Origin of the sequence: Rhizobium mongolense subsp. loessense (assembly GCF_900099775.1) — a bacterium.
Classification (GTDB): domain Bacteria; phylum Pseudomonadota; class Alphaproteobacteria; order Rhizobiales; family Rhizobiaceae; genus Rhizobium; species Rhizobium loessense.
Genome location: NZ_FMTM01000001.1, coordinates 670,030 through 695,160, shown reverse-complemented (window position 1 = coordinate 695,160; position 25,131 = coordinate 670,030). Strand labels below are relative to the sequence as shown.

Annotated in this window: 22 protein-coding genes, 1 tRNA gene and 2 pseudogenes; 15 read left to right on the top strand and 10 right to left on the bottom strand. The window is 60.8% G+C overall.

From position 1 onward, the window contains the following. Positions 1-14: 14 nt before the first annotated feature. On the bottom strand, positions 15-1,109 hold the full coding sequence (locus tag BLP23_RS03470; RefSeq protein WP_092584256.1) for a branched-chain amino acid ABC transporter substrate-binding protein: 1,095 nt from the start codon (positions 1,107-1,109) through the stop codon (positions 15-17). A gap of 563 nt (positions 1,110-1,672) precedes the next feature. On the opposite strand from BLP23_RS03470, the gene BLP23_RS03465 reads away from it, so the two are divergent. After that, positions 1,673-3,067 carry a selenium-binding family protein gene (locus BLP23_RS03465; protein WP_092583549.1) on the top strand — a complete coding sequence of 465 codons (1,395 nt, stop codon included), beginning with the start codon at positions 1,673-1,675 and terminating at the stop codon, positions 3,065-3,067. Between the two features lie 29 nt (positions 3,068-3,096). Beyond that, on the top strand, positions 3,097-3,720 hold the full coding sequence (locus BLP23_RS03460) for a hypothetical protein (protein WP_092583548.1): 624 nt from the start codon (positions 3,097-3,099) through the stop codon (positions 3,718-3,720). A 598-nt stretch (positions 3,721-4,318) separates the two neighbouring features. Here BLP23_RS03460 and BLP23_RS03455 read toward each other — a convergent pair. Beyond that, on the bottom strand, positions 4,319-4,585 hold the full coding sequence (locus tag BLP23_RS03455; protein WP_092583547.1) for a hypothetical protein: 267 nt from the start codon (positions 4,583-4,585) through the stop codon (positions 4,319-4,321). Positions 4,586-5,186: 601 nt separating this feature from the next. Here BLP23_RS03455 and BLP23_RS03450 point away from each other — a divergent pair. Continuing rightward, complete coding sequence (locus tag BLP23_RS03450; RefSeq protein WP_092583546.1) at positions 5,187-5,687, top strand: serine hydrolase domain-containing protein; 501 nt, start codon at positions 5,187-5,189, stop codon at positions 5,685-5,687. Positions 5,688-5,723: 36 nt separating this feature from the next. After that, a complete protein-coding gene (locus tag BLP23_RS03445) occupies positions 5,724-7,238 on the top strand; it encodes a gluzincin family metallopeptidase (protein WP_233426619.1) in 1,515 nt (504 codons plus the stop codon). A 248-nt stretch (positions 7,239-7,486) separates the two neighbouring features. Here BLP23_RS03445 and BLP23_RS34255 read toward each other — a convergent pair whose 3' ends face one another. From BLP23_RS34255 to BLP23_RS34240, 4 genes and pseudogenes are all read right to left on the bottom strand, one after another. Next, complete coding sequence (locus BLP23_RS34255) at positions 7,487-8,452, bottom strand: hypothetical protein (protein WP_233426618.1); 966 nt, start codon at positions 8,450-8,452, stop codon at positions 7,487-7,489. 233 nt (positions 8,453-8,685) lie between these two features. Then, positions 8,686-9,219, bottom strand: a complete 534-nt coding sequence (locus tag BLP23_RS34250) for a hypothetical protein (protein ID WP_233426617.1) — start codon at positions 9,217-9,219, stop codon at positions 8,686-8,688. Positions 9,220-9,276: 57 nt separating this feature from the next. After that, positions 9,277-9,888: pseudogene (locus BLP23_RS34245) on the bottom strand (adenylate/guanylate cyclase domain-containing protein); the annotation flags it as partial. A 215-nt stretch (positions 9,889-10,103) separates the two neighbouring features. Beyond that, positions 10,104-10,196, bottom strand: a pseudogene (locus BLP23_RS34240) (hypothetical protein); the annotation flags it as partial. A 258-nt stretch (positions 10,197-10,454) separates the two neighbouring features. Here BLP23_RS34240 and BLP23_RS03435 point away from each other — a divergent pair. After that, on the top strand, positions 10,455-11,036 hold the full coding sequence (locus BLP23_RS03435; protein WP_092584254.1) for a hypothetical protein: 582 nt from the start codon (positions 10,455-10,457) through the stop codon (positions 11,034-11,036). A gap of 34 nt (positions 11,037-11,070) precedes the next feature. Beyond that, complete coding sequence (locus BLP23_RS03430; RefSeq protein ID WP_092583545.1) at positions 11,071-12,951, top strand: hypothetical protein; 1,881 nt, start codon at positions 11,071-11,073, stop codon at positions 12,949-12,951. A 294-nt stretch (positions 12,952-13,245) separates the two neighbouring features. On the opposite strand, the gene BLP23_RS03425 is transcribed toward BLP23_RS03430, so the two are convergent. Then, positions 13,246-13,319 (bottom strand) — tRNA-Gln (locus tag BLP23_RS03425). Between the two features lie 246 nt (positions 13,320-13,565). On the opposite strand from BLP23_RS03425, the gene BLP23_RS03420 reads away from it, so the two are divergent. From BLP23_RS03420 to BLP23_RS03410, 3 genes are read left to right on the top strand one after another with little or no spacing between them, the layout of a single operon-like run. After that, on the top strand, positions 13,566-15,143 hold the full coding sequence (locus tag BLP23_RS03420; RefSeq protein ID WP_092584253.1) for a Ppx/GppA phosphatase family protein: 1,578 nt from the start codon (positions 13,566-13,568) through the stop codon (positions 15,141-15,143). 7 nt (positions 15,144-15,150) lie between these two features. Beyond that, positions 15,151-15,870: an RlmE family RNA methyltransferase gene (locus BLP23_RS03415; RefSeq protein WP_092583544.1), complete on the top strand. Its 720-nt coding sequence runs from the start codon at positions 15,151-15,153 to the stop codon at positions 15,868-15,870. A gap of 58 nt (positions 15,871-15,928) precedes the next feature. Then, on the top strand, positions 15,929-16,312 hold the full coding sequence (locus BLP23_RS03410; RefSeq protein WP_092583543.1) for a VOC family protein: 384 nt from the start codon (positions 15,929-15,931) through the stop codon (positions 16,310-16,312). Between the two features lie 6 nt (positions 16,313-16,318). Here the strand turns inward: BLP23_RS03410 and BLP23_RS03405 are convergent, their stop codons facing one another. Further along, on the bottom strand, positions 16,319-17,740 hold the full coding sequence (locus BLP23_RS03405; RefSeq protein WP_092583542.1) for a DHA2 family efflux MFS transporter permease subunit: 1,422 nt from the start codon (positions 17,738-17,740) through the stop codon (positions 16,319-16,321). Positions 17,741-18,273: 533 nt separating this feature from the next. On the opposite strand from BLP23_RS03405, the gene guaB reads away from it, so the two are divergent. The 5 genes from guaB to BLP23_RS03380 all read left to right on the top strand — a co-directional run bounded on the left by guaB (position 18,274) and on the right by BLP23_RS03380 (position 22,666). Beyond that, positions 18,274-19,758 carry an IMP dehydrogenase gene (gene guaB / locus BLP23_RS03400; RefSeq protein WP_092583541.1) on the top strand — a complete coding sequence of 495 codons (1,485 nt, stop codon included), beginning with the start codon at positions 18,274-18,276 and terminating at the stop codon, positions 19,756-19,758. Positions 19,759-19,760: 2 nt separating this feature from the next. Continuing rightward, complete coding sequence (locus BLP23_RS03395; protein ID WP_092583540.1) at positions 19,761-20,321, top strand: hypothetical protein; 561 nt, start codon at positions 19,761-19,763, stop codon at positions 20,319-20,321. A 67-nt stretch (positions 20,322-20,388) separates the two neighbouring features. After that, complete coding sequence (locus BLP23_RS03390; protein ID WP_092583539.1) at positions 20,389-20,808, top strand: MAPEG family protein; 420 nt, start codon at positions 20,389-20,391, stop codon at positions 20,806-20,808. An 83-nt stretch (positions 20,809-20,891) separates the two neighbouring features. Continuing rightward, on the top strand, positions 20,892-21,764 hold the full coding sequence (locus BLP23_RS03385; protein WP_092583538.1) for a dienelactone hydrolase family protein: 873 nt from the start codon (positions 20,892-20,894) through the stop codon (positions 21,762-21,764). A gap of 272 nt (positions 21,765-22,036) precedes the next feature. Continuing rightward, complete coding sequence (locus BLP23_RS03380; protein WP_092583537.1) at positions 22,037-22,666, top strand: TetR family transcriptional regulator; 630 nt, start codon at positions 22,037-22,039, stop codon at positions 22,664-22,666. A gap of 3 nt (positions 22,667-22,669) precedes the next feature. Here BLP23_RS03380 and BLP23_RS03375 read toward each other — a convergent pair whose 3' ends face one another. After that, positions 22,670-23,626: a LysR substrate-binding domain-containing protein gene (locus tag BLP23_RS03375; RefSeq protein WP_022717281.1), complete on the bottom strand. Its 957-nt coding sequence runs from the start codon at positions 23,624-23,626 to the stop codon at positions 22,670-22,672. 199 nt (positions 23,627-23,825) lie between these two features. Here BLP23_RS03375 and BLP23_RS03370 point away from each other — a divergent pair, with 199 nt between their 5' ends. Continuing rightward, on the top strand, positions 23,826-24,125 hold the full coding sequence (locus BLP23_RS03370) for a DUF1127 domain-containing protein (protein WP_092583536.1): 300 nt from the start codon (positions 23,826-23,828) through the stop codon (positions 24,123-24,125). Between the two features lie 88 nt (positions 24,126-24,213). Here the strand turns inward: BLP23_RS03370 and BLP23_RS03365 are convergent, their stop codons facing one another. Then, positions 24,214-25,074 (bottom strand): DUF937 domain-containing protein, encoded by an 861-nt coding sequence (locus BLP23_RS03365; RefSeq protein WP_092583535.1) that lies wholly within the window; start codon positions 25,072-25,074, stop codon positions 24,214-24,216. Positions 25,075-25,131 lie beyond the last annotated feature (57 nt).

The following is a 25,131-nucleotide window of genomic DNA, read 5'->3' as shown; positions in this document are numbered from 1 at the left end:
TGATCAGCGTTGCGTTATTCCAATGGCACGTATTCGCCACCCCTCCAGATATACCATACCCAGCTCTGAACCGTGAGGTCGCCCTTGTCGTCAAAGTCGATACGGCCCAATACAGTATCGAACGAGTGGCCGCGCAATGAAGCAATCACCTCGCGCACCTCCAGTGAACCGGCCTCCTTGAGCGCCTGCGCCCAGGCCTGAACGGCGCCGTAGCTCAGCAGCGTATAGCCTGCGGGTTCGAAGTTTTCTGCACGAAACCGCTCCACCACCGGGGCCGCTTGGGGGGTTCGCCGGGCGTCCGCGGAGAACGTGAAGAGAGTGCCCTCAGCGGCTGGACCGGCGATCAGCGCAAATTCCTCGGTCGCCAGGGCATCGCCTGAAATGAACTGAACCGCGTAGCCTTGGTCGTGCGCAGCGCGAACCATCAGCGCAACTTCAGCATGATAACCGCCGACATATACCACGGCGACCTTTGCAGCCTTTAGTGCAGCGATTTCAACCGAATAGTCGTTCTTCGCTGGACTGTACGCCTCGTAGATCGTGTCGGTCATGCCCCGCTTGTTCAACTGCTTTTTGGTCTCATCGGCAAGGCCCCTGCCATAGGTGGTGCCATCGTGAAGGATCGCAATTTTCTTGTTGCCCCAATGATCGGCCAGATAGTTGCCGGCCACGACGCCTTGCGCATCGTCGCGACCAATGACGCGGAACACGTTGGCACGGCCTTGCTCGGTCAGCAGTGGATTGGTCGACCCCGGTGAAATCTGCAGAACCCCCGCCGCCTCATACACCTTTGATGCCGGGATTGAGGCTCCAGAGCAGTAGTGCCCGACGACGAGAACCACACCGTCGGCCACGAGTTTCTTGGCGACGGCTACCGCTTGCTCTGGATCGCAGAAGTCGTCGACCGCGATGAGCCGCACCCGCTGGCCTAGGACGCCGCCCGCCGCATTGAGATCGGCCACGGCCATCTCTGCGCCACGCTGCCCCTGTTCGCCGATCCACGCGAGCCGTCCGGTCATCGCCGCTGAAACGCCGATCAGTATCTCAGCCTGCGCGGAATAACTGACCACGGCTGCAAGTGCGAAAACTGCGACGGCGATTCGGTGCATGAAACAGCGCTCCGCCTTGATACCAATCTTGTGCACGAGAGCGGTTCCGCATGCGCAGCGGCGCCTCTGTCATGATGTGGCACTCGCGACCCGCCGCGATCAGCAATCTGCTGTTCCAGAGGCCTAGTCGCCATGCCTCAAAATATACCATGCGGCGCTGAGGAGTGATATGGCCTTTGGTGTCGATGGCGCTGAGTAGGGCACGTTCATGGCGAGCACATGAGCGGCTCCGTCGCGAAGAGGACCTGCAGTGGGGCTTGCCGAGCGGAACTGCCGAATTTCGCGACGTCTGTCGTATCGTGGGCGCGGCTTGCATGGAGCAATGAAGTGGAAGCCGCGATGAGGGAGGCGGCGAAAAAGGGACTGCCAAAACCTGCCATTATCTGAGACAATTACCCGGGGAGGATTACCTCTATAGCTCTCAGCCGCAGAGGGCGGTTTCGACCCTGTATCCCGTCGAAACATCCTTGGATCCTTCCCCGTCCGCAGCGCTGAGTTGGCTGTCGGCAAGCATCTAGCGAACATCATTCATGTTTAGCAAACGCGAGCCAGGAGCACTTTACATGGTAACGTGGAAACCCGATCCAAGTTTTTATCCGTCACCGCGAATGGCTATGAAGGCTGCGCCGGAGACACTTGCCTATGTCGTCGCCTTCGATCCGACGCGAGCGGTTCCCGACGAACTCGCCGTCGTTGATGTCGATCCTCAATCAGCCTCCTATAGTCAGATCGTCACATCGCTTGCGATGCCTAATGTCGGCGACGAGTTGCATCATTTCGGCTGGAACGCCTGTTCATCCTGCCTTTGCCCGAATGCGCCGCATCCGCATGCAGAGCGCCGCTATCTGGTGGTACCTGGATTGAAATCCTCGCGTATCCATATCATCGACACCAAGCCCGATGGGCGCAGGCCATCGATCGTCAAGGTCATCGAACCCGGCGAAGTCGCCGACCGGGCCGGCTACTCCAGGCCGCACACCGTTCACTGCGGACCAGAAGGCATCTATGTCGCAGCACTTGGCAATGCCGAGGGTAAGGGACCGGGCGGCGTGTTCCTCATGGATCACGAGACATTCGAGGTGCGCGGACAGTGGGAAATGGATCGCGGACCGCAACAGCTGTCCTATGACGTCTGGTGGCATCTGGGCCACGACACACTCGTCACCAGCGAGTGGGGTACGCCGGATACGTTCGAAAGCGGCCTGATCCCCGAAATCCTGCTCGGCGCGAAATACGGCCGCCGTCTGCACTTTTGGGATCTGCATAAGCGCAAGCACCTGCAGACGATCGATTTCGGTGACAAGTATCAACTCGTATTCGAGCTTAGACCTGCGCATGACCCGACCAAGGCCTATGGTTTTGTCAACTGCGTTCTTAGTCTTGAGGACCTCTCCTCCTCGATTTGGGTCTGGCACCGCGACGGCACCCAATGGGCGGTGACAAAGGTGATCGACATTCCGGCCGAGCCTGCCGATCCAGACCTGTTGCCGCCGATGCTGAAGGGTTTCAATGCCGTGCCACCACTCGTTACCGACATCGACCTTTCGATGGATGACAGATTTCTCTACGTGTCGTGCTGGGGAACCGGCGACCTGCATCAGTACGATGTTTCCGATCCGTTCAAGCCGAAACTGACTGGCAAAGTTCGGATCGGCGGCATCGTTTCGCGCGCCTCACATCCAGGAGCGAAGAATGGCGCGCTGAATGGCGGACCGCAGATGGTCGAGATCAGCCGTGATGGTCGCCGTGTCTATTTCACCAACTCTCTCTACGGTGCGATCGACGAACAGTTCTATCCCGATGGCGTTTCCGGCTGGATGGTGAAGCTGGACGCGGTGCCTGACGGCGGGATTGCATTCGACGAGAAATTCTTTGTCGAATGGCCAAAATCGCATCGCCCGCACCAGGTCCGCCTCCAGGGTGGGGATTGCTCGTCAGATTCATATTGTTATCCGTAAGGAGCGAAGGTTAGCCGGATGAGGCGCCTATGAACGAACTCTGGCCATGGATTTTGTTGGCGGGACTTGGAGCCTTTCATGGTCTCAACCCGGCGATGGGATGGCTGTTTGCCGTGGCGCTTGGCGTTCATCGGCAGAGTTCTGCCGCCGTGGTTCAGGCAGTGCCCGCCATCGCCGTCGGACACGCCGTGTCGGTCGCACTGGTGGCTGGAGCCCTGGTCGCGGCCGGTCTTTTCGTGAACCAGGATGCTGTGCGCACGGCTGCGGGAGTCGGCCTCATAGGCTGGGCTGTCTGGCATCATTTCGTCGGACACGGGCGTCGAGTTCGTATCGGCATGCGCACGGGGCTTGCCGGCCTGGCGTTCTGGTCGTTCCTGATGGCGACGGCCCATGGGGCCGGACTGATGATCCTGCCAGCGTTGATACCACTTTGTCTTTCGGATTCCCCATTGCGCGAAATCGGCGGGGATGGGTCTGCCGCCATCGCGATCGCCGCGGTCGGGGTCCATACACTTGCGGCGGTTACAAGTCTCGTTGCCCTGGTGGTCTATCGCTGGATCGGGCTCGAGATATTGCGCATCGCCTGGCTCAACGTGGATCTCGTATGGACGCTGGTACTGCTTGGCACCGGTTCCATGCTGCTGGTCGTCTAGCGAACACGAGGAAGATGCGCTGAAGTCAGGAAGCAATCCGTGCGGTGTTCTTCGATCGGCTTGGCATCGCAAGCGGGACATCCACGAGGCGAAGATAACGCTACGTCGTTGACATAATGAGGTCGGTTCACGACCTGGGTGTGATTGGCTGGGGAACATTGATTCTCACATCATTTCAAATGCTTAGCGAGATCGCCTTTGAATTCCCTCTGTTTTTCCGTCGCGGGCGACCGTGGATGCCATCTTTGTGCCCCGGCGCAGGGCCTCACTCAACCGGCGCGCGGAAACGGAAATAATTTCCGCTCTTGGGGCCTAAAGCGAGCCTCGCACGTCAGGGTCCGAATCGGGTGGCAAGCGGAAGTCCAGCGTGAACGCGCGGAATAGTTGCTTTGCTGACTTGAGCCGACATTGGGTTGCGCAAGCTGTATCGGCTGATCTTGGCGACCGAGACCAACGTCGGCGCTCACGCACAGGGCCCGCTCTTGAAGCCAGTGGCCAGCGGGCTCTACGCCGATAATGGGCGCTTTCCAGAATGACCGGAGCCGCGCGGCAACCGCTGACCAAACCCTACTAACCCTGGCCAGCAGTGCAATCGCCTTTACGATTCGACCAGGATCACCAAGGACTCTGGCACCACTCCATCGAAGGCCATCGCATCCGCGGCTTCCTTGCTCTGCATAGCCTTCATCATGGCGTCCATGTCCGGAACGTCCATAAGAACGGCCACCCGAGACGGATTTTGTGGATCTACAAATGTTCGTATGTTGGTCACGCCGAGCGGACCAAAAAGCTCTTTGCGCTTTGGCGAGTCGAGCCAGTGCTTCGTTCCCTTTGAGATGTTATGGTGGCCAATGACTGTCGGCATTGCATCCTCCTATCGTAACGGCGAGGGCCGGCATCAACCAAGGGTGCCAAGATCCATCGCCGTCGAACCACGGAGCGCCGTTTTGGTTGGACTGTCAATTATTTCCGTTAAGGGCGCGGAAGCCCGATTCGGAGAGGGCGTTTCTTGCGGACGGTTCGACCTCAATGAACCAGGATCGCCGGTCACGCGGCTGTGGCTATTACCATGTGACATGCGCAAACAGCCGGACAACAACTGCAAGGCCCGCGTGGCAGATATCGGGATCCGGCGCGGGGGTCGGAAAGGGCAGTTGCGGGCGTAGGGCTGCCATTCATGATCCGGCGGGCCAAGGTCGTCTTCGGGTCGATTCCAGCCGCTAACCTTGAAATGCGTTGCGTCGACTTCTGCGCCGAAAGCAGACAATCGTCTCGGCCGTTTTGCGTCTCGGATATATCCTGATTGAGTCTCGCGGTTGTTCATCACGAGTCATACCTCTCCGACAAGCAAGTATAAGCGCGAAGTAGCAGCAATCGTAGTTGCACGCATGGCAATTGCGCCTCGACAGGTTGCATATTTTAACGCATGCTCATGGATGGATCTAACTTGCGCGTCAGGGGCAAAGATGCGGCTGTTTGTCTTATCCGTCGAATTGCAAGCTGAATTATCGTGGGGCATCGATCGGGACGGAAACGCGATCGGGTCGTGCAGTTTCAAATCGGAGGTCGGTGACCTCGCGCGGTTCGGTGTCTTGGTTCTGAACAAAGGAAGGGTGGGCCGTCGCCAGATCATTCCGGAAGCGTGGTTCGACGTAGCAACCAGGAGAAGCACCGGCGACGTGATCGACGCGAACAATCGCTATCAGAATGCCGGCTGCCCTCTGGCATACCGGTACTTCTGGTGGTTCCGACGTGGCGTCTCTGACTTCACTGCGATCGGTCGGGACGGCCAGTTCGTCCACATCTACCCGGACAGTGGGATCGTCATCGTCCAGATTAGCGATTGGAGGGCCTGGAGAAATGGACCAGCAAGGCAGTGTCTGACCTTCCAGGCCCATGACGCTTTGGTGCGCGCCGCCGTGAAGGCGCAGGAAGGCGCTCACACCGTATCTTTTGCGCCGAAATAGTCATCGTTCAATCAAGTGCAACATTTGGGAAAGGGCATGCGCATGTCTCAAACGCCCAGGAAATCCAAAAAAGCCCTGACGAAGCCGGCAACCGCTGCCGCGAAGACCAAGACCCCAAAGACGAATGCATCTTCCTACACTCCTGCTGGAACGGTGAGCACGTGGGAGGACGATCCTGAAACGGCTGTGGGTCTGACGGTGCCAACACCGGATCTTTCCAAACTTCCCCTTGCGTTCTCGTTCCCAGCGGGGGGGCCGCCGCCTGCCGTCTACGCACACGGAACGTCCGAGTTCCGTTATTGGGCCACCGCGGCCGCGTTGAGGCGAGGCGCCGACTATTGGGCGCAACGGGTACCGCTGACGCAATGGCAAGGGGGGCCGAGCCTCAACGTCGTGCTCGACAACGGATTCGACCTCGACGCCAACTACAATCGGACTGCGTTGAACTTCTTCCACGGTCCGGGTGCGATTGGAACGGTCTTCACCTGCGAAAGTCCCGACGTAAGCTGTCACGAAGTGGGCCACGCCGTGCTTGACGCGTTCATGCCCGAGCTATGGGACGTCGCCAGCAAGGAGATCGCGGCCTTTCATGAGTCCTTCGGCGACATCAGTGCCTTGATGTCGGCTATCCAGATTCCGTCGCTGCGGACCGCTGTCCTCGCCGTCAGTGGCGGAAACCTGTACACGACGTCGCGTCTCTCAAGGCTCGCGGAGCAGCTCGGAACCGCTCTCCGCGCGCAGGATCCTGATCTGGCCGAGGCGGACTGCCTGCGCAGTGCGGTCAACTCGTTCAACTATCAGGACCCGATGACGCTCCCGAGTGCAGCGCCCTTGTCGCAGCTTTCGTCGAAGCCGCACTCCTTCTCGCGTATTTTCACGGGCGCCTTCTTCGAGATTCTCGGGGTTTCGCTCGCCGCGAAGGCGGCCAACCCGGGGGCACCAACCGAGACAGAGTTGCTTGCCGTCGCCGACGACCTCGCCGGATTTCTCGTTCAAGGTGTGAAGTGGTCGTCGCCAGTCGTCACCAACTGCTACGCCCAAGTCGCTGCAAACATGGTAATCGCGGCCCAGGCAGACCCGACCTATTCGTCGATTGCCAGGGGCGTGTTCGTGGGGAGAAGCATCCTTTCCCTGCAATCCGCGTCCTCGCTGCCAATGATGGCGAAGGTCAAGTCGCTCACCGCGGCGGCAAAATCGGCTAGGGCCGAGCGAGAGCCCCTACCGATGGTCGGGCTGCCGGCGTCCCAGTATGGCATCGACGGCGTGCTCTTCGTGGAGGCCGCGGCCGAGCCGCGCGAATTTGTCGTGACGTCCGCCGGCTTCAATGCCGAGCCAATCGCACCCCCGAGCGGAACTGCGGCGGCCAAGGCCTTCGTCGACGACCTCTTCATGAGTGGCCAGATCGACTACGGCACGGTCGTCGACCCGGAGCGCCGGCTGGTGCGCAACCACAAGACCAAGACCCACGCACTCGTCAAGGTCGACGGGGGCGCGCGCCTTGAGCGCCGACTTTTCAACTGCGGCCTCTGCGCGCGCGGCGTCAGCCACTAGAAAGGAACAACTGGGTGACGCAGCAGGAAACCCGCCAGACCAAACCGTCGTCGTGCCCAACGACGAGCCATCCAAGGCATTCGTCAAAGGGCGCGTCGAGCGGGGGGAAGTGGTGCCGCCCACGCCCGACGGAGAGCTTCCGCGGCGCGCTACCCACATCGTCGTCGGCAGGACCCACGAAGGGCGGCCGATCGTCAAGTGGTCGGTCAGCGGCAGTACGGGCACACCGTACCCCGATCTTGCATCCTCTATCTTTGCGGTGGATCAGATGAAAGCAAATCAAGTGACGGCTTGGCTCTCGCCTCCCATGCCTTGGCCCCTTGATCGCGTGCGAAAGAGATCGCCTCCTCAAACGATCTCTTGGCCGCAGCGGGCCGATCCGTCTGCCTCAGCAGTTCTCCTCTTAAGCGAAGCAGCTCGGGCATGTAGTAGTGCTCACCGGTACGCCCTGCGAGCTTCAGCCCCTGGTCAAGGGCGGCTGTCGCCTCGTCAATCCGTCCCATTCGAAGGTAGCTATCGGTAAGCACGCCCAGATAGCATGTCTTATCGACCTCCTGATCGCCCATGTTATCGCAGATCTGCTTCATCTGTGCGAGGCAGGAGGAGTCCTGGCTGCTTGCGGCCTTGACCCACCCGGAAAAAAACGAAGCGAAGTTGAGCCAAAGCTGAAATCCGTTGCGTGTCGCGAGTGGCACGAGTTCGTCCACCAGCCTCGCGAGCGTCGCTACATCCTGGCGAAGAGACATCAGTATGCAGCCGTTGCCCAGATACGCAGCGAGGCGGTAGTCCGCTTGCCCGCGGGTCTCCATTTCAGCCGCGTGGAACAATTCCATGGCCGTGTCGGCCTCCCCAAGTATTTGCAGCGTCCACGAGAGATAGAGCATCGACATGCTTGGAAAGTCACTTCCGACCTCATGGGCATGCTCGCGGTGCTCGAGAGCCTCCAGCAATACCTCTCGTGCCTGCGGAAACCTGCCGCGCGCGAAAGCGCACATGCCCCCGAACTGCAGTCCGAGTACAAGAGCTTTAATATTGCTATCCCTGCGGCCAATCTCCTTGAGCTGGTTGCTCGCCCATTCCGCGTCCGAGAACCGGGCGGAGTTGAACGAAGTGCCGAACAGGCCATCCAGTGCCCGGATTGCCGCCTCCGGATCTCGGGTAGCCTCGCTAAGTCGCATGACGTTCCGGTACGCGTCGCTGCCTTCGTCGGTCATGTATCCGTATGGCGCGTAGACCTCGCTCGAGAGACCGACGACATGAGCGAGCGTCTTCAGGTCGAATTCCCGGCCGATCACAGCCGCAGTCTGCGCGACCGCCTTGACCGCGCCGAGCTTATCCAGACGAGACATGAGCGCGGACTGGAGTGAGATGGGGACGGCTACGTCGCTCTCCGCCTTCGTCTCGGACGGGTCGGACGAATGGGCAGCAAGCATAAGGGCCGACTGGGCTAGTTCCTCGAGATAGGGGGGAACACCTTCGGCTTTGCTGAGAAGCGTCGAGACGACGCCGGAAGACAGATGGCCCCCTTCGACGACATGCTGGACGAACTCGCCAGCCTCCCCCGGGAGAACCGCTCGAGAGCAAGGTGCACAGTGACGGCTTTGTCGAACTCGGCCCTCGTCCGGCTTTCGCGCGAGGTCACCAGGAGGAGCACCGGAAACTGCGCGACGCCGTAGGCGAGCGTCTGGAGGAGCTTGCCGGAGGAAGGGTCGATCCATTGTTCGTCCTCCACAAAGAACATCAGGGGCCTGGCGCTCGCCAATTGCCGAAGCCAGTCCGAAAACACTTGGCTGATCGCGGCCTCCTGTTCGGACGCGGCGAGCCTGGACGGCTCGTAATCCGGTTCAACCGCCAGAAACCGTGTGAAGATCGGATACGAGATCGACAAGGGGACGGTGCTGGCCGACAGAGCGGCCCGCAGCCTCTCAGACGGCAGCGGCGTGTCCTCCGTAATGCCAACCTCCTGCTTGAGCAGTCTCAAGAACGGAAAGAGCGCGCTGTTGGTGAAGGCGGGGGCGCACTGCGCAACGAGCGCCTTCTATCCGGGAAAGCTTCTTCCAACCTCGTAGAGCAGGCGCGATTTACTGATCCCCGCCTCGCCGCTTATCAATGCGATCCGCCCGTTGCCGTCAGCTCGCACGGCGTCCCAGAGGGTCCCGACTGCCTGCAACTCGCTCTTCCTCCCCACCAGCGGCGTCGATTGGAGTTCCCCCGCAAAGCGGTATTGCCTCGCAATCGGCTTGAGGGCGCGACAGATGTGAATGGGACCGCTAAAGCCCTTCAGGGTCTTCCCGCCGACATCGGCGTACTCGAAGGCGCCCGCCGTTGTTTGGTAGGTGTTCTCGTCGACATAGATGCCGTTCGGTACGGCTATCGCCTGAAGTCGGTGCGCGAGATTCGGGACATACCCGAACGCCACCGTTGAAATCCCGGCAGGCGCACCCTCAATATCGCCGACGACGACCAGACCGCTTGCGACCCCAATCCTCACGCCAAGGCGCAAACCGTCCGGCGTCTCTATCTGTGGAACGGTCGCCACGATGTCGAGCGCCAAGTGTATCGCGCGCTCGCCGTCGTTCTCCTCCGCCGCAGGGAAGCCGAACAGGACCTGCAGCGCGTCACCGACATAGTTGGAAACGAAGCCCCCGTGCGACCTTGCAAGCCCGCTGCAGCGCGAAAGGAATGTCTGCGTGAGCTGGCTGAAGTCCTCAGGGTCGTCGAGCCGACCATGTCTCCCACCAGGATCGTTAACTGCCGCCGTTCGACTGGAGTCCGATCACCCCCGGGCTGCCGCGCCGAACTGCCGAGCGCAGCAATCGCTGCAAGCAGCTTGCGGCGGGGGCCTATGGGGACGCAGAGTTCGCGCAGATCCTGATCAGAAAGCAGCGCGAGCGTGTTGAAGTCGATCTGCGCATCGACGAATTTGTCCGCCAAATGCGGCAACCCGATCTCGGCCATGAGGTGACGTCGTTCATCGCCGGACCCACCCAGTTGAAACAGAGCTGCAACTCAACTTGCGCATTTCTTCAGTTCAAGCTACTCTCCTAACCGATGTCATTCAACAACTTGAGTTTATTCTAGGCGCGGCCGCATGGTGTGGCCGCGTATACTTGCAGTGCTGCGAGAACGTTTGGTGCGGTCCGTTGGTAGTGCATGGTTATGGAATGGCGTAGGGAACGGGCCGGACCTGCGGCGGGCAGCACAGAGGGGGTCAACGTGAAAGCATTTACGTTTTACGGGGCTGTAGCCCTTCTCTCGCTGCTTGCGGCCTCGCCTGCATTCGCGGCCAACGAATGCCCCGGGGCAAGCCAGATGCCCTGGAGGGACTACCGCGGCGGGTCATTAGTCGCGCCCACGCCGGAGGAGCGGCGCGACGTGATAGACCTGCTCAGCCAATATGCATGGACGATGGACAACCGCGATTTCAACGGGCTGGCCGCTTTGTTCGTAGACACGGGGCAGTACTTCCACTGCGACCCGGGCAATGTGAATGCCGTGCTTGCCGTTTCGGCAGGGTCGCTGGCAAACGAATTCCAGAAGATGTTCGCCAACCTCGCCGCTTCGAACTCCAGCGCCACCCGGGTGCTGAGCAGCATCCTGATTGGGAAGAGGGACGGCAGCACCTTCGAGGTTGCTATGACGGTCCAGGTGACCATTGAGACGATCGGGGTCAGCGCGGCACAACTCGACTACACGGCCAGGCTATACGCAACGATCACAAAGGACGGCGATTTGATGAAGTTCGTTATCCTCAAGGTCGCTCCCTCCCAGTCCGGGATTCAGGCCAGCGCGCGTTGATCATCTGTGCCGGCGGCAAATGAGGGAAGGAAACGTGGGGCGCCTCGTCCATCTTGCCGCGGCGATTGCGGTCGCTGTTTTTCTGCCCGTTGGCTGGGAGATCCGCGCTCTTCGGGAACTGCACGCTAGGCCCCTCGAGGAAGCGGGACCCTTCTCAGCTCCTGACCCAAAAGCCGCAACAGCCGTTACGCAAACCGTGTCGTCGTACGACCTTCTTCTTCGGTGGAACGGCGACGTGTTGTGGGCTCCGGCGACGGCGAGCACCGATCCGGTGACCAAATTCGGCGACGAGGCCAGATCGGTGTTCGGCCCCATACCGGACGGCGTCTGCACGGGGCCGAACTCCAGACCGGTCGGTCTCGAGGTTGACGGAAACGCTGTAAGGCTGGAACCAAATCCCTCCAAGGCAGGCGCTCCGCTCGAATTTGCGCACCGTGACGTCGAAGGACGCCTGGTGAAGTGGACGACTGTCGTCGACCGCTGCGACAAGCCTTCGCTCGCCGGGGACGTGACTTTCTGTGCAATGAACTCGCGGGTCGGCCGGATCACGCGCAACCATGTGCAGTGGCTGTTCCTATGCCGGAAATCGTCCGAGAGCCTGGAAATCGAGGCGGATTCCTACTGGACGGAGACGGATCCACGGTTCTCCCGCTACAGCGCGATCGGGTTCAACGACGTCACGGGTGAAATCGCATTCCTCGACGGCCGGAAGGACCGCTCCGTCTTCGACTGGAGGGACCGCTTCCCCCCACCCGGCGGGACATCCTACGGAGACGCTGCCGGGCGGCGCGCTGCTGAAGAGCTATACGACGGCAGTGCCAAGGTCGATTGCGTGCTCTGTCATGACAACAAGAAACCCACCGTCATCGATCCGCACATGCAGCAGGCGAGGGTCGGCTATTTCGAGAGCAGGCACGATCCGCGCGCCGTGTTCAGCATGGGTAACTTCCTTCCGGGCCGCGTCTCGAGGCAGGACCTGCCGTTTCGCGTGATTGGTTCGGGATACGCGGCCGTCCATGCCGGCACGCTGCTTGACGCCAGGTCCTTCTTGATCGACGGGCATCCGTGCTCGGACTGCCACAGCCTTACGACGCTGGAGTCAGGGCGCCGTTTCGCCGCCGACGCCACTGGGAAGACGCCTGTCATCGCGAGCGCGACGGTGATGCAGAACGCGGCCCTCTTCGCACAAAAGGTAGCCCTCGGGCTCGTGCAGAACCACAGGACCGAATGGGCCTCCGCCTTTGGAGCGGGCAGGATCAGCCCATGGATGACACCTGAGCATGGTGGCAACCTATGGAAAGGCGTGCGAGCACTCAACGACGAGGAATGGTTGCGTCTCAGCCAATGCGCTTGGGGCCTCGGGGGAAGCGAATGTGGATACAGGCCGTTGTTCACCCAGTGCCCGCCCCCGGGCGGCGGCAGCGACACCTTCGTGCCAGCGGACTTTTCGGCCGACGTCCGCTCTGACCCCGCCGCTGCGAGTGGTTCGCAAAAGATCCTGCGCATTTCCTGGAAGTACCTGAACGGCTACGGCTACGTGCCAGCCCGCGACGACGTACGTTTCAACGTGGCATTCGCGACGACGGACGTGCCGCTGGACCGCGGACCACCGGCTCAGCAGGAATATCCAACGATCGACGAGGCGAAAGGAATGGGCTTCGTCGCTGCGGCAGGAGGCGTCGGCCGCTCGGGATCGGCGACGCTCTTGGAAGACGCTTCCTTCGTCGGGCACAAAAAATGGACAGATCCCGTGCCGTCCAACGTAGCTCGATTGTATTCGGTGGATGTCCCGGCGTCATGCGGGAAGCGGTATCTTTTTAGGATCGTGCCCAAGCGCTTCTGCTTCGACAATTCGGACATCCGGTTCAGTGAAGCAGAATACCTACTCTACAAGGACATAGATTGCGGCAGATAGACCGGACGAGGTTGCTACCGCGTTGCTTCCTTTTTGCTTCAGCCCGCCAGTCTTTCAGCAGGTTCCACGCGATACATTATCTTTTTGGCCCAGAACCGCGGCGGGTCAGATTCTCGACCTCGTGACGCACGGCCATGATGAGTGCCCTGTCTTCTCCCGAGAGCTTGTCCATCGCGCTCGATCGACGTGGGCATCACATGTGGGCTACAGTTCTGGGCATCAGGTCGCCAGTGATGCCAAAACGATATCCGGCACGACTGGAAAATCAAGGAATTAAGGGCTTTTAGGGAGAATTGGCTGGGGAACCTGGATTCGAACCAAGATCGACGGAGTCAGAGTCCGCTGTTCTACCATTGAACTATTCCCCAGCAGGGCGCGGCCGGCAAAGCGGCTCCGCTGGTGTGCGGCGCTTATAAACAAAAGCCGGAGGAATGCAAATACTGTTTGGAAAAATTTCTGCACCCTAATCGGGTGAGGTTAAGCAGGTCTCGATTTTTGAATCCAAAAAGAATTTGGCGATTTTGCATCGCGCTGGTATTCTCGCGGCAACGCAAAAATCTAATGAGCGCCTGCTGCATACCGTCATGGACTTGCGCGGCGCGTGGAAAACGAACGTGGAAGACCCCGAAGGCGGCGCAAAGCCGCAATTTGACGGGGCGTCAGCGGCGGTGCGCAGGGACGGCAAGAAATCCCGGCGCCGGAAGGGCAAACGGGGCGGTCAGTCCCGCAACGCGCCCAATGCCGCTTCGCAGGCCCCCTCCGAGACATCCGGAGAGGCAGCGCGCCCGATGGAAGCTGCAGCCGGGAACCCGGCCCGCAAGCGCAAACGACGCCGCCGCGGTAACGGCGGCCAGCGGCATGACGGCGCATCCTCAGCAATCCAGCAGCATGAAAAGCCGGCTTCGGCCGCGCAGGCGGATGGCGACGCTTCATCCAGCCGCCGCAACCGGCGCAAGCATCGTGGAAAGCGCGGCCTGCAGGGCCGTCCGCTGGCGCCTGGCAAGCCCGTCGGCCAGCCGGGGATCGCTGCCCTGCCTGGCGCCATTGCCAGGGATCCTGCCATTGCACGAGCCGCAACGATCGCAAAGGCCAATGGGCATTCCGACCCTCGAAACGATGGCTTCAATCGCGGCGGCCGGCCGCCTGAACGCGAGCGCCGCGATCACGCCGCCGAGCATCCCTGGCCCGACGAACTTTATGCCGCGCTCGACCTCGGCACGAACAACTGCCGCCTGCTGATTGCCCAGCCCACGCGGCCGGGTCAGTTCCGCGTCGTCGACGCTTTTTCGCGCATCGTGCGCCTCGGCGAGGGGCTTGCCGCGAGTGGCCGCCTTTCCAACGAGGCGATGGACCGCGCCGTCGATGCGCTGCGCGTCTGCGCCGGAAAGCTGAAAAGCCGCGAGATCCGCCGCATGCGACTGATCGCCACCGAAGCCTGCCGTCAGGCCGCAAACGGCGCCATTTTCCTCGATCGCGTCGTTGCCGAAACCGGCCTCGAACTCGAGATCATCGACCGCGAAACGGAAGCCCGCCTTGCCGTATCCGGCTGCTCGTCACTGGTCGGCCGCGAAACGCGTTCCGTCGTGCTTTTCGATATCGGCGGCGGCTCCTCGGAAATCGCGGTCATCCGTATCGGCGAGAATCGGTTCAGCCGCCTTGCCAATCACATCACTCACTGGACCTCGCTGCCGGTCGGCGTCGTTACGCTTTCCGAGCGCCACGGCGGGCAGCATGTGACGCCGGAGAGCTTCGAGAGCATGGTATCGGAGGTGGGGGGCATGCTTGCGCGGTTCGACTGCCCGGAGATCGAGGTCGCACATTCCGGCGATTTTCACCTGATCGGCACGTCCGGCACGGTGACGACGCTGGCGGGCGTTCACCTCGACCTGCCGCGCTACGACCGCCGCAAGGTGGATGGCATCTGGCTTTCGGATGACGAGGTTTCAGCCATGCAGGCGAAGCTTCTCTCGTGGGATTTCGAGAGCCGCGCCGCCAATCCCTGCATCGGGCCGGACCGCGCTGACCTGGTGCTCGCCGGCTGTGCCATTCTGGAGGCGATCCGGCGCCGCTGGCCGAGCCCGCGCATGCGCGTCGCCGACCGCGGCTTGAGAGAAGGCCTCTTGACCGACATGATGGCGGACGACGGCGTCTGGCGGCGCCATCGAAACCGCCGCGGCCAGCGCGCAAGGTAGGGACAGAATGACCAAGGCACCGATCGCGGGCAACCGCACTGGCCGCAAGCTCGGCCAGCGCGTCAAGAAGAAGAAGCTCAAGGCCTCTTCGCGGCAATGGCTGCAGCGCCATATCAATGATCCCTACGTACAGCGGGCGCAGCTTGAGGGCTACCGGGCGCGGGCTGCCTTCAAGCTTCTGGAGATCGACGAGAAGCACAATATCCTCAAAGGCGCGCGCCGCATCATCGACCTTGGCGCCGCACCGGGCAGCTGGTCGCAGATCGCCGCAAAGGTGACGGGCTCGACCGACGAGGATACCCGCGTCGCGGCCATCGACTTTCTGGAGATGGCGCCGCTTCCCGGCGTGAAGATCCTGCAGCTCGACTTTCTCGATCCGGACGCGCCGACGAAACTGATGGAAGCGGTCGGCGGTACGCCGGATCTGGTGATGTCCGACATGGCGGCCCCCACGACCGGCCACCACCGTACGGACCATCTGCGGACGATGCATCTCTGCGAAGTTGCCGCGCATTTTGCCGTCGACGTTCTGGGCGAAGGCGGACATTTCCTCGCCAAGACCTTTCAGGGCGGCACGGAGCGCGAATTGCTCAACATGCTGAAGCAGCATTTCCGTCAGGTGGTGCACGTCAAACCGGCTTCCTCGCGTGCCGAGTCGGTCGAGATGTTCCTGCTGGCGAAGGGCTTCAAAGGCCGCAAGCCGGTCACGGACGCTGCGGACGCTTGATCTTTGGCTTCGTCTGTGGCGATGATGGCGGCTTGCAGGATTGGAATGCCACGATCGGATGCTACTCTACGTCACTCTCGGAACCAATGACATCGAGCGCGCCCGGCGCTTCTATGACGCCGTTCTGCCGGTGCTCGGTTACAAGCTTCAGCGTCTCTCTGACGAGGAGATCGGCTACTCCGCCGATGGCGACACTCGCTCGCGCCTCTGGATTGTCACGCCGTTCAACCGCCGCCGTGCCGCCGCCGGCAACGGTTCGATGATCGCGCTCAGCGCTGAAACGCGCGCTGATGTCGATGCGTTCTACGCGGCGGCACTCGCGGCAGGCGGTGCTGATGACGGCAAGCCTGGCTTGCGCTCCTATCATGCGAATTTCTACGCCGCCTATATTCGCGATCCCGAGGGCAACAAGCTTGCCGCCGTCTGCGAAAAGCCGGAATAGCAGGGCTTATTTCACCGCTTGTTGCTCGGTCTCGATGGCCGGGCCGATCCGCTTGGCACGATGGCCCGAAACCAGCGCCCCTGCATCCCTGTCCATCCGGATGAAGGGGATCATCGCCACGACCGTCAGTCCGGCGATGACGTAGAAGGCCAGATGGAAGTCGGCGACCTGCAGTGCCTCGCCGCGAAAATAGATGGATGTCTCGAGGATCGCCGCCGCCACGGCAACGCCGAGCGCGAGGCTGATCTGCTGCATAACAGAGCTCATCGATGTGGCCTGGCTTGCTTCTCGATCCTCAATGTCCGCAAAGGCCAGCGCGTTCACGCCGGTGAACATGAACGATCGCGAGAAGCCGCCGATGAGCAACACCGTGATGATGACGAGATGCGGCGTTGCGGGTGTGAAGAAGCCTGTCGTGATTGTGACGATCGTTGTGACCGCGGCTGCCGAAAGAAGCGTCGTGCGAAAGCCGGTGGCGGCGAAAACACGCCGCGCCATGAATTTGGTGGTGATCGCGCCGATAGCGCCGGAAAAGGTGATGAGGCCGGACTGGAACGGTGTCAGGCCAAAGCCGAGCTGCAGCATCAGCGGCGTCAGGAACGGCATGGCGCCGACGCAGATGCGGAACAGGTTGCCGCCCGTCGTCGCAGTGCGGAAGGTCGGATTGCGGAAGAGATTCAGGTTCAGGATAGGGGCTGGGTGACGCTTGGCGTGACGCACATAAAGATAACCGCAAAGGAAGCCGGTCAAAGTGGATGTGACACCGATGGCCGGCGGCAGCGCCGGAAGGCTTACCACCGAGAGGCCGAAAACGACACCCGCGGCGGAAAGCGAGGTCAGTATGAAACCGGTGAAGTCCAGTTTCGGCGGCATGGTTGCTTCAACCTCCGGCAGAAAGATTGTTGCAAGCCAGACGCCGATGATTCCGACCGGCACATTGATCAGGAAGATCCAGTGCCAGCTGAAATAAGTGGTGATGAAGCCGCCGAGCGGCGGACCTGCGAGCGGACCGACAAGGGCGGGAATCGTCAGCAACGCCATGGCCGAAACCAGTTCGCTCCGCTGGGTGGTGCGCAGGAGAACAAGCCGGCCGACCGGCGTCATCATCGCGCCGCCCATGCCTTGCAGGAAGCGGGCGAAGACGAACTCGACCAGATTGGAAGATACTGCACAGAAGATCGAGCCTATGACGAAGACGCAGATCGCAAGCCGGAAGATGCGCTTGGCACCGAACCTGTCCGCCATCCAGCCGCTGACTGGAATGAAAACGGCAAGCGATACCATGTAGGAAGTCAGCGCCAGTTTCAGCGTAATCGGCCCGACATGAAGGTCGCTGGCGATTGCGGGCAGCGCGGTCGAAATGACGGTGGAATCCATCTGCTCCATGAAGAGCGCGACGGCGAGGATCAGCGGAACAATGCGGTTCATAGGCAAAAGCCCTGGGCGACTCTTGGGAGGATGGCTCGCGAGCCCGTGCTGTGTAGTCCCAGTTGCTGCCTCTGCCAATCCCTGAAACTGCGGGAGTTAAAGGTTTGCATCACGTGTGCGTGAGACGGCGGTTCCCGGCAACTTTTCCTTTCAAAATCGACATAGTTTCGGGCCGCCGCCGCAGCAGGAATCCCGGACGGAGAGCCAGAGGGCCCCGCGCGGCGCGACCACCGCCGTTATTGGCGAACGGATATATGGCAATGAAGCGGCCAAGCTTTTTGCTGCAGGCATTTTCGGCCGGCTATTTAAGAACGGGCTACCGTTTTGTGCCGAAGACCTACCAGTTCGACATCTGATCCAGGCGCATGGCTGCCATTACGCGCCCGGTGCATGCGCCGGGCGTTTTGCTATTCCCTTCCTGTCATAGACGTGTTACGAGCCCTCGCCAACTTCCAAAGCAACCCTTGCACACCGCCGGTGCGGACGATTCGTTCCGGGTGGGTCGCATTTTTCTTAATTGAAGGAAATTGGCCATGGCTCGCATCATAGAAACGGCAACTGGAGCGGACGCGCTCACCTTCGACGACGTGCTCTTGCAGCCCGGTCACTCCGAGGTCATGCCCGGTCAGACGAACATCGCAACGCGCATCGCGACCGATTTCGACCTGAACATCCCGATCCTCTCCTCCGCAATGGATACCGTCACCGAAAGCCGATTGGCGATCGCCATGGCGCAGGCCGGCGGCCTCGGCGTCATTCATCGCAATCTGACTCCGATCGAGCAGGCTGAGCAGGTTCGGCAAGTCAAGAAGTTCGAAAGCGGCATGGTCATCAATCCGGTGACGATCGGCCCGGATGCGACGCTTGCCGAAGCGCTGTCTCTGATGAAGACGCACGGTATTTCCGGCATTCCGGTCGTTGAGAAGTCGGGCCGCCTCGTGGGCATCCTGACCAACCGCGACGTCCGTTTTGCCTCCGATCCGGCCCAGAAGGTCCACGAGCTGATGACGCGGGATAACCTCGTCACGGTCAAGGAGAATGTCGATCAGCAGGAGGCCAAGCGCCTGCTGCATTCACACCGCATCGAAAAGCTGCTGGTCGTCGATCCGGAAGGCCGCTGCGTTGGCCTCATCACCGTCAAGGATATCGAAAAGTCGCAGCTGAACCCGAACGCTTCCAAGGATGCGCAGGGCCGTCTTCGCGCTGCCGCCGCCATCAGCGTCGGCGATGATGGCTTCGAGCGTGCCGAACGCCTGATCGAAGCCGGTGTCGATCTGCTCGTCGTCGATACTGCGCACGGCCATTCGCAGCGCGTTCTCGATGCCGTCACCCGCGTCAAGAAGCTGTCCAACTCGGTTCGCATCATGGCCGGCAACGTCGCGACCTCGGACGGCACTAAGGCACTGATCGATGCCGGGGCCGACGCCGTCAAGGTCGGCATCGGCCCAGGCTCGATTTGCACGACGCGCATTGTCGCCGGTGTCGGCGTGCCGCAACTCGCCGCCATCATGTCGGCTGTCGAGGCCGCGCGCGCTCAGGATATTCCGGTCATAGCCGACGGCGGCATCAAGTTCTCGGGCGACCTTGCCAAGGCGATGGCTTGCGGCGCTTCTGCCGTCATGATCGGCTCGCTGCTCGCCGGTACCGATGAAAGCCCGGGCGAAGTCTATCTCTATCAGGGCCGCTCCTTCAAAGCCTATCGCGGCATGGGATCGGTCGGCGCCATGGCGCGCGGCTCGGCAGACCGCTACTTCCAGGCTGAAGTCCGAGACACGCTGAAGCTCGTGCCGGAGGGCATCGAAGGCCAGGTTCCTTATAAGGGTCCGGTCTCCGGCGTCCTGCACCAGCTCACAGGCGGCCTCAGGGCAGCGATGGGTTATGTCGGCGGCAAGGATATCAAGGAGTTCCAGGAACGCGCGACCTTCGTGCGCATCTCCGGCGCCGGCCTTCGCGAGAGCCATGCCCATGACGTAACGATTACCCGCGAGAGCCCGAACTATCCGGGCGTAGGCGCCTGATCGTGACTGCGGGCAGCCGGATACCCTCCTGGATGATCGGGCTGCTTGCCATTCTCTGCCTCGCAGCGTTGGCATGGACGACCTTCGGCTTCGTCCTGCCATTCCGGCATGAAACCGGCGAAACGGTGCTCGACACCTATTTGACCGGCTATGGTCAGCCCACGGTTACCGCCATGCAGAATGTGCTGAGCGAAAACGATGTCGCGCGTGCGCTGCTGCGGAGCATGTATCTTGGGCCGGAGCTCGTCCTGCCGGCGCTGGTGACGATGCTTCTCTTCACGATTGTTCTAAAGCTCCAGCCGGGCGGCAGCTATTTCGGCAAACCGATGCATCCAGCCTTCATCAGGGCGATCTACGCTCTTCCATTCATCTACTGCTTAGCCGATTATGCCGAGAATCTCTCCAGCCTGATTGCTTTCGGTGACAGCAGCGCCGCGGCATCCGCCGCCGCGTTACTGCCCTGGATGACAAAGCTGAAATTCGCAGCACTCGCCGTCTCGGCAATCGTCATCCTTCGTTTCGTCCTGATCCGTCTGACACCCGGCAGTGTGAACGGGCGATAGGCTGGAAAGTGCCGGAACTTTCCTCTACTGCTTTGAAAAATATGAGAGAACTCGCAGAGGGGACACCATGACCGGCTACGAAATGTTCTGGCCCATTATTGCCCATGTCGCGCTTGTCTATGGCCTCTACATGCTGCTCAGCGTCCGCCGCCGCAAGGCGGTGCAAGCCGGCGATGTGAAGCTTTCGGACTATCGCGAAAACCGCAGCGAGCCGCCGGAAAGCCTTTTCGTCAGGAACAGCATCGCCAATCAGTTCGAGCTGCCGGTTCTCTTTTATGTTTGCTGCATCCTTCTTTACGTTACCGAGGCCGACAATCTGGGCGCCCTCGTGCTCGCCTGGATCTTCGTGGCATTGCGGTATGCCCACGCTTTCGTGCACGTGACGAGCAACCGCATGCGCTTCCGCAGTCCGCTCTTTGCTGCCGGATACGTGGTGCTTGGTGCCATGTGGGCGTGGCTTGCCGGCTGGATGGCCTTCAGCGGGTAACGCAGTTTTGTTCCTGCGTTATCGTAGGCTGGCCTATCTTCTCTCCTCGGGCTTTGGCTCAGCGAGGAAATGAGGAGGTTCACATGGACAAGCCGGAAATCACGCAGGCGATGATCAACGCCTATGACGAATACACGCATCTGACGCTCGACCGCCGCAGCTTCATGGACAAGCTGACGAAGCTTGCAGGATCGGCGGGTGCTGCCGCCGTCATCGCACCGATGCTTGCAGCAAACAAGGCGAGTGCGGAAATGGTCCCGGCCAACGACGAGCGGCTGAAGGCGCAGGATGTCACTTATCCCGGCGGCAGCGGCGAGATGAAGGGCTATCTGGTCGAACCAAAGGAGGCATCTGGAAAGCTAGGCAGCGTTATCGTCATTCACGAAAATCGCGGCCTCAACCCGCATATTCGCGACGTCGCCCGCCGCATGGCGCTGGAAGGCTTCGTGGCGCTGGCGCCGGATTTCCTCTCGCCGCTCGGCGGTACGCCGGAGAATGAGGATCAGGCGCGGGAAATGTTCGGCAAGCTTGAGGCTGCCGCAACTGTCGCGAATGCCGAAGCGAGCCTCAAATACCTGAAGACGCTTCCTTCCGCCAATGGCAATGTCGGCGCCATCGGTTTTTGCTGGGGTGGCGGGGTCGTCAACAATTTCGCGACGCAATCGCCGGAGCTGAAGGCAGGCGTCGCCTATTACGGTGCGCAGCCGAAGTCTGGCGTGCCCAACATCAAGGCGGCGCTGATGCTGCACTATGCCGGTCTCGACGACCGCATCAATGCCGGCATCGACGCCTACAAGAAGGAACTGGAAGCAAACGGCAAGAGCTTCCAGATCTTCGTTTACGACGGCGTCAACCATGCCTTCAACAACGATACGTCCTCGGCGCGCTACGACAAGAAGGCGGCCGATCTTGCCTGGAGCCGCACCGTCGAGTTCTTGAAAAAGAGCCTGGCCTGATCAGGGTGCAACCGCCGCGATCGTGCTGCTTTTGAAAAACAGCACGGCTAATGGCTCGATACGATCCTTGCCCAGCCGGCGGCTGCCGAACAGTTGATCCACAGCTTTGGGCAACCAAATCGGGGCTTATCACCCCGATTTTCATATGCTTCTGGCGTCAGTTAAAATGCGAGCTTTTCGATTTACGGCGCATGAATACCTGCGTGCCATATCGCTCAGATGCGCCGGTTTGAGCCATCTTCCGCCGCTCAACGATAATTCATGGGAACGATATGAGCGCGCAGGGTATGGATCGCATCGGCCTTCGCCGGAAGCCGAAGCAGGAACGCAGCATCCAAAGACTCGATCTGATCCTCGCCGCCGCCGCAGAGCTGATCGCGCAAAAGGGCGTCAGCGCCATGCGCATGACGGAGCTCGCCGCTGCCGCCAAGGTGCCGATCGGCTCGGTCTATCAATACTTCCCCGAAAAGGCGGCGATCGTCAAAGCGCTCTTCGACCGGCATGCGGCCGCAGTCCAGTCGAAAACGGCCGTCATGTTCTCCAACGTCCAGTCCCTCGATGAAGCACTGGATCTGATCTCGGTGATGATCGACTGGTACTATAACGAATACCGCAACGACGCCACCTATCTCGCCGTCTGGATGGGAACGGAGACCGATCAGGATCTCTTGCAGCTCAACATCCAGCACAGCAATCGCGTGGCCGAAATTTTCCTCGAGGCGATAAAGCGCATCGCCCCGGAGATGCCGGAAGTCGATATGCAAGCGCGCACTTACCTTTTCAGCCATCTGATCGGCGCGTCGATCCGCCTTGCGGTCAAGAGCGAAGAAAAGCTAGCAAAAAGGATGCTGGACGAATGGAAGCACGTCATCCGCGCTTCGCTTTTCGCCGAAGCGGCCTGAAGTCTACCAGCTCGGCACCATGTTGGCAGCCTTCAGGCGCGGATACTGCCGCGCATAGGCCGTCTTCACATCCGGTTCCAGATTGTCGTCGACCACCGCAGGCGTGATGTTGTCGAGGCAGGCGGTGATATGCGCCGTGATCGCATTCATCAGCGAGATTGAGACCCCCGGACGCTTCATGATGCCGATCTGCACCGGCGGCAGGGCGGGGAAGCCGTCAGCCTGGCTCAGAACCTTCATGCCTGTCCGCAATGCCGATTCCGGCATAACCGAAACTGCCATGCCGGCAAGCACGGCAGCGGCAACTACCGTGCATGACCAACTTGTGAAGAGGATCTGATGCTCGCGGCCCACGGCATCGAGCGCCGAACAGGCAAGTTGCCGCCACTGGCAATCGCGGCGTCCGACAGCAAGCGGCACAGGAGCGTCGTCACGGATCGGGTGGTTTGCGGAGCCGACCCAGCAGAGCGGCTCGGTTCTGACGACGTCGGACATGCGTTCCCGTGGGTTATGCGTCACCAGAGCGATGTCGAGCTCGCCCTTGTGCATGCGTTCTGCCAAATCCACCGAAGGCTCGCACACGATGTAAAGCTCCACATTCGGATGGGTCTTGGCGAAACGGCCGATGATCTCCGGCATGTAGCGGTCGGCGTAGTCGTCCGGCGTGCCGATGCGCAGCATGCCTTCGAGGCGGTTGTCGTCGAAAGCGGCGATTGCCTCGTTGTTGAGGCGGATGATACGGCGGGCGTAATTCAGAAGCTTCTCGCCCTCCACCGTCAGCCGGTTGCCACGGCCATCTTTGATGAAGAGCTGCTTGCCGATCCGCTCCTCGAGGCGGCGCATCTGCATCGAGACGGCGGATTGCGTCTTGTAGACGCGATCGGCCGCCTTGGTGAAGCTGCCGGAATCTATAATGGCGATGAAAGTCTGCAACTGGTCAATATCAAGAGGCGCGGACATGGGCTCACCTATAACGATTGCTGATAATAACCATTAGAAACATTCGTTGGACTGATCAATAGGTCTTTGGCATCTTCGGGATGCAAATCAAGCAAAGTGACGGACAGACACCCTGCTGTCCTGCCCAGGTTTCAGCCCGCCTTCCCGCTCGACCTCGCGGGAGGGGTGGGCTGTTGCGCCCGAAAGAAAGGAGAGTTCGATGCGCATGATTGACCAGACAGTAGAACTCGACTGTGCCAAGCAGCCCGCGACGTTTTCCCAGCGTCTCGGCGGAACCCTTGCGCCGCTTACGGCTCTCTTTCGCGCATTCCGCAATCGCAGAGCGATCAACGGCCTGAATGACCTCGACGACAATCAGTTGCGGGATATCGGCCTGACGCGGGCCGACGTTACCGCCGCCCTGTTGACGTCGACCTTCTTCGAGGATCCGTCGGCACATCTGACGAACTCGGCGCGCCGCCGCTGGCGCCTCGCGATATTCCGTTCCTACATCGATTAGGAGCGGCCAGTTTTCCCCGCAGGGTGATAGCCAATAGCCCTGCCGCTTGACCCGGTGACCGGCTTTCCCAAGCCGTCTCCGGGTTTTTTTACGTCTTGGAGGACGGCTGGCCCGTCTTAGGCAGATATGTCTCGAAGATTGCTTCCATGCTTTTCTGATAGCCCCTCTGCACCTCAAGCCCGCTGTCGAACATCGTGTTGAGTATCTTCAGATAATTCTCTGCCTGTTCCTTCGCCTCTTCCTTCGGAGGCTCCGGCGCCTTTTGCGCCACCGGCTGATTGAGGCTCCCCATCATGTCCTGAAAGGCCTTGGCGAAAGGATTGTCGAGGAACGGATTGGCCGGAGCCTTCTTGGATTCTGGCCGCGGCGTGCTGAACATCACCTGCATCGCCTGCGTGAACGGATTGTCGAAGATGCTCGTCTCGGGTGCCGTTTTCGGCTTTGGCGCAAAACCGGTGCTTTCCAGCCATTTCTGGATCGTCTCGCCCATCGCGGTATTGACGAATGGGTTGACGGGCGAGGCCATCTGCCCGGTCGCTTGCTTGAAGAGTCCGCCCATCAGCGTATCGGCCATCACCGGCAGCATCTGCTTGTAGATCTCCTGGCCGATGCCGGTCATCTGCGCAGCTTGTGCGGCGACGGCGCGCGAAACCTCCTTAGAGCCAAAAAGCTGGCCGAGGATATTGTTGCCGTCGGAGATGCCCTCCGGGGTGAAGGCTTTCGTCATGTCCTCGAAATATTTGGCATAGTTGCCGGATGCGACCGCCTGCATCAGGCCCATGAAGTCATAGGGATTGCTCGTGCTGCGCTTCAGCCCGGCGGAAAAGGCGGGCATCAGCGCCGCCATCGCCTTGGTCGCCTGTTCCTGGGCAAGGTTGAACTGCTTGGAGATGGCGTCCATCGCCGCGCCATTCTGCGCCTGCATCATCATGTCGAAGAGTGGCAACATGACAGTTCTCCCCCGCTTTCTAGTGCTTGTGAATCGCCACTATAAACGGAAATCGGA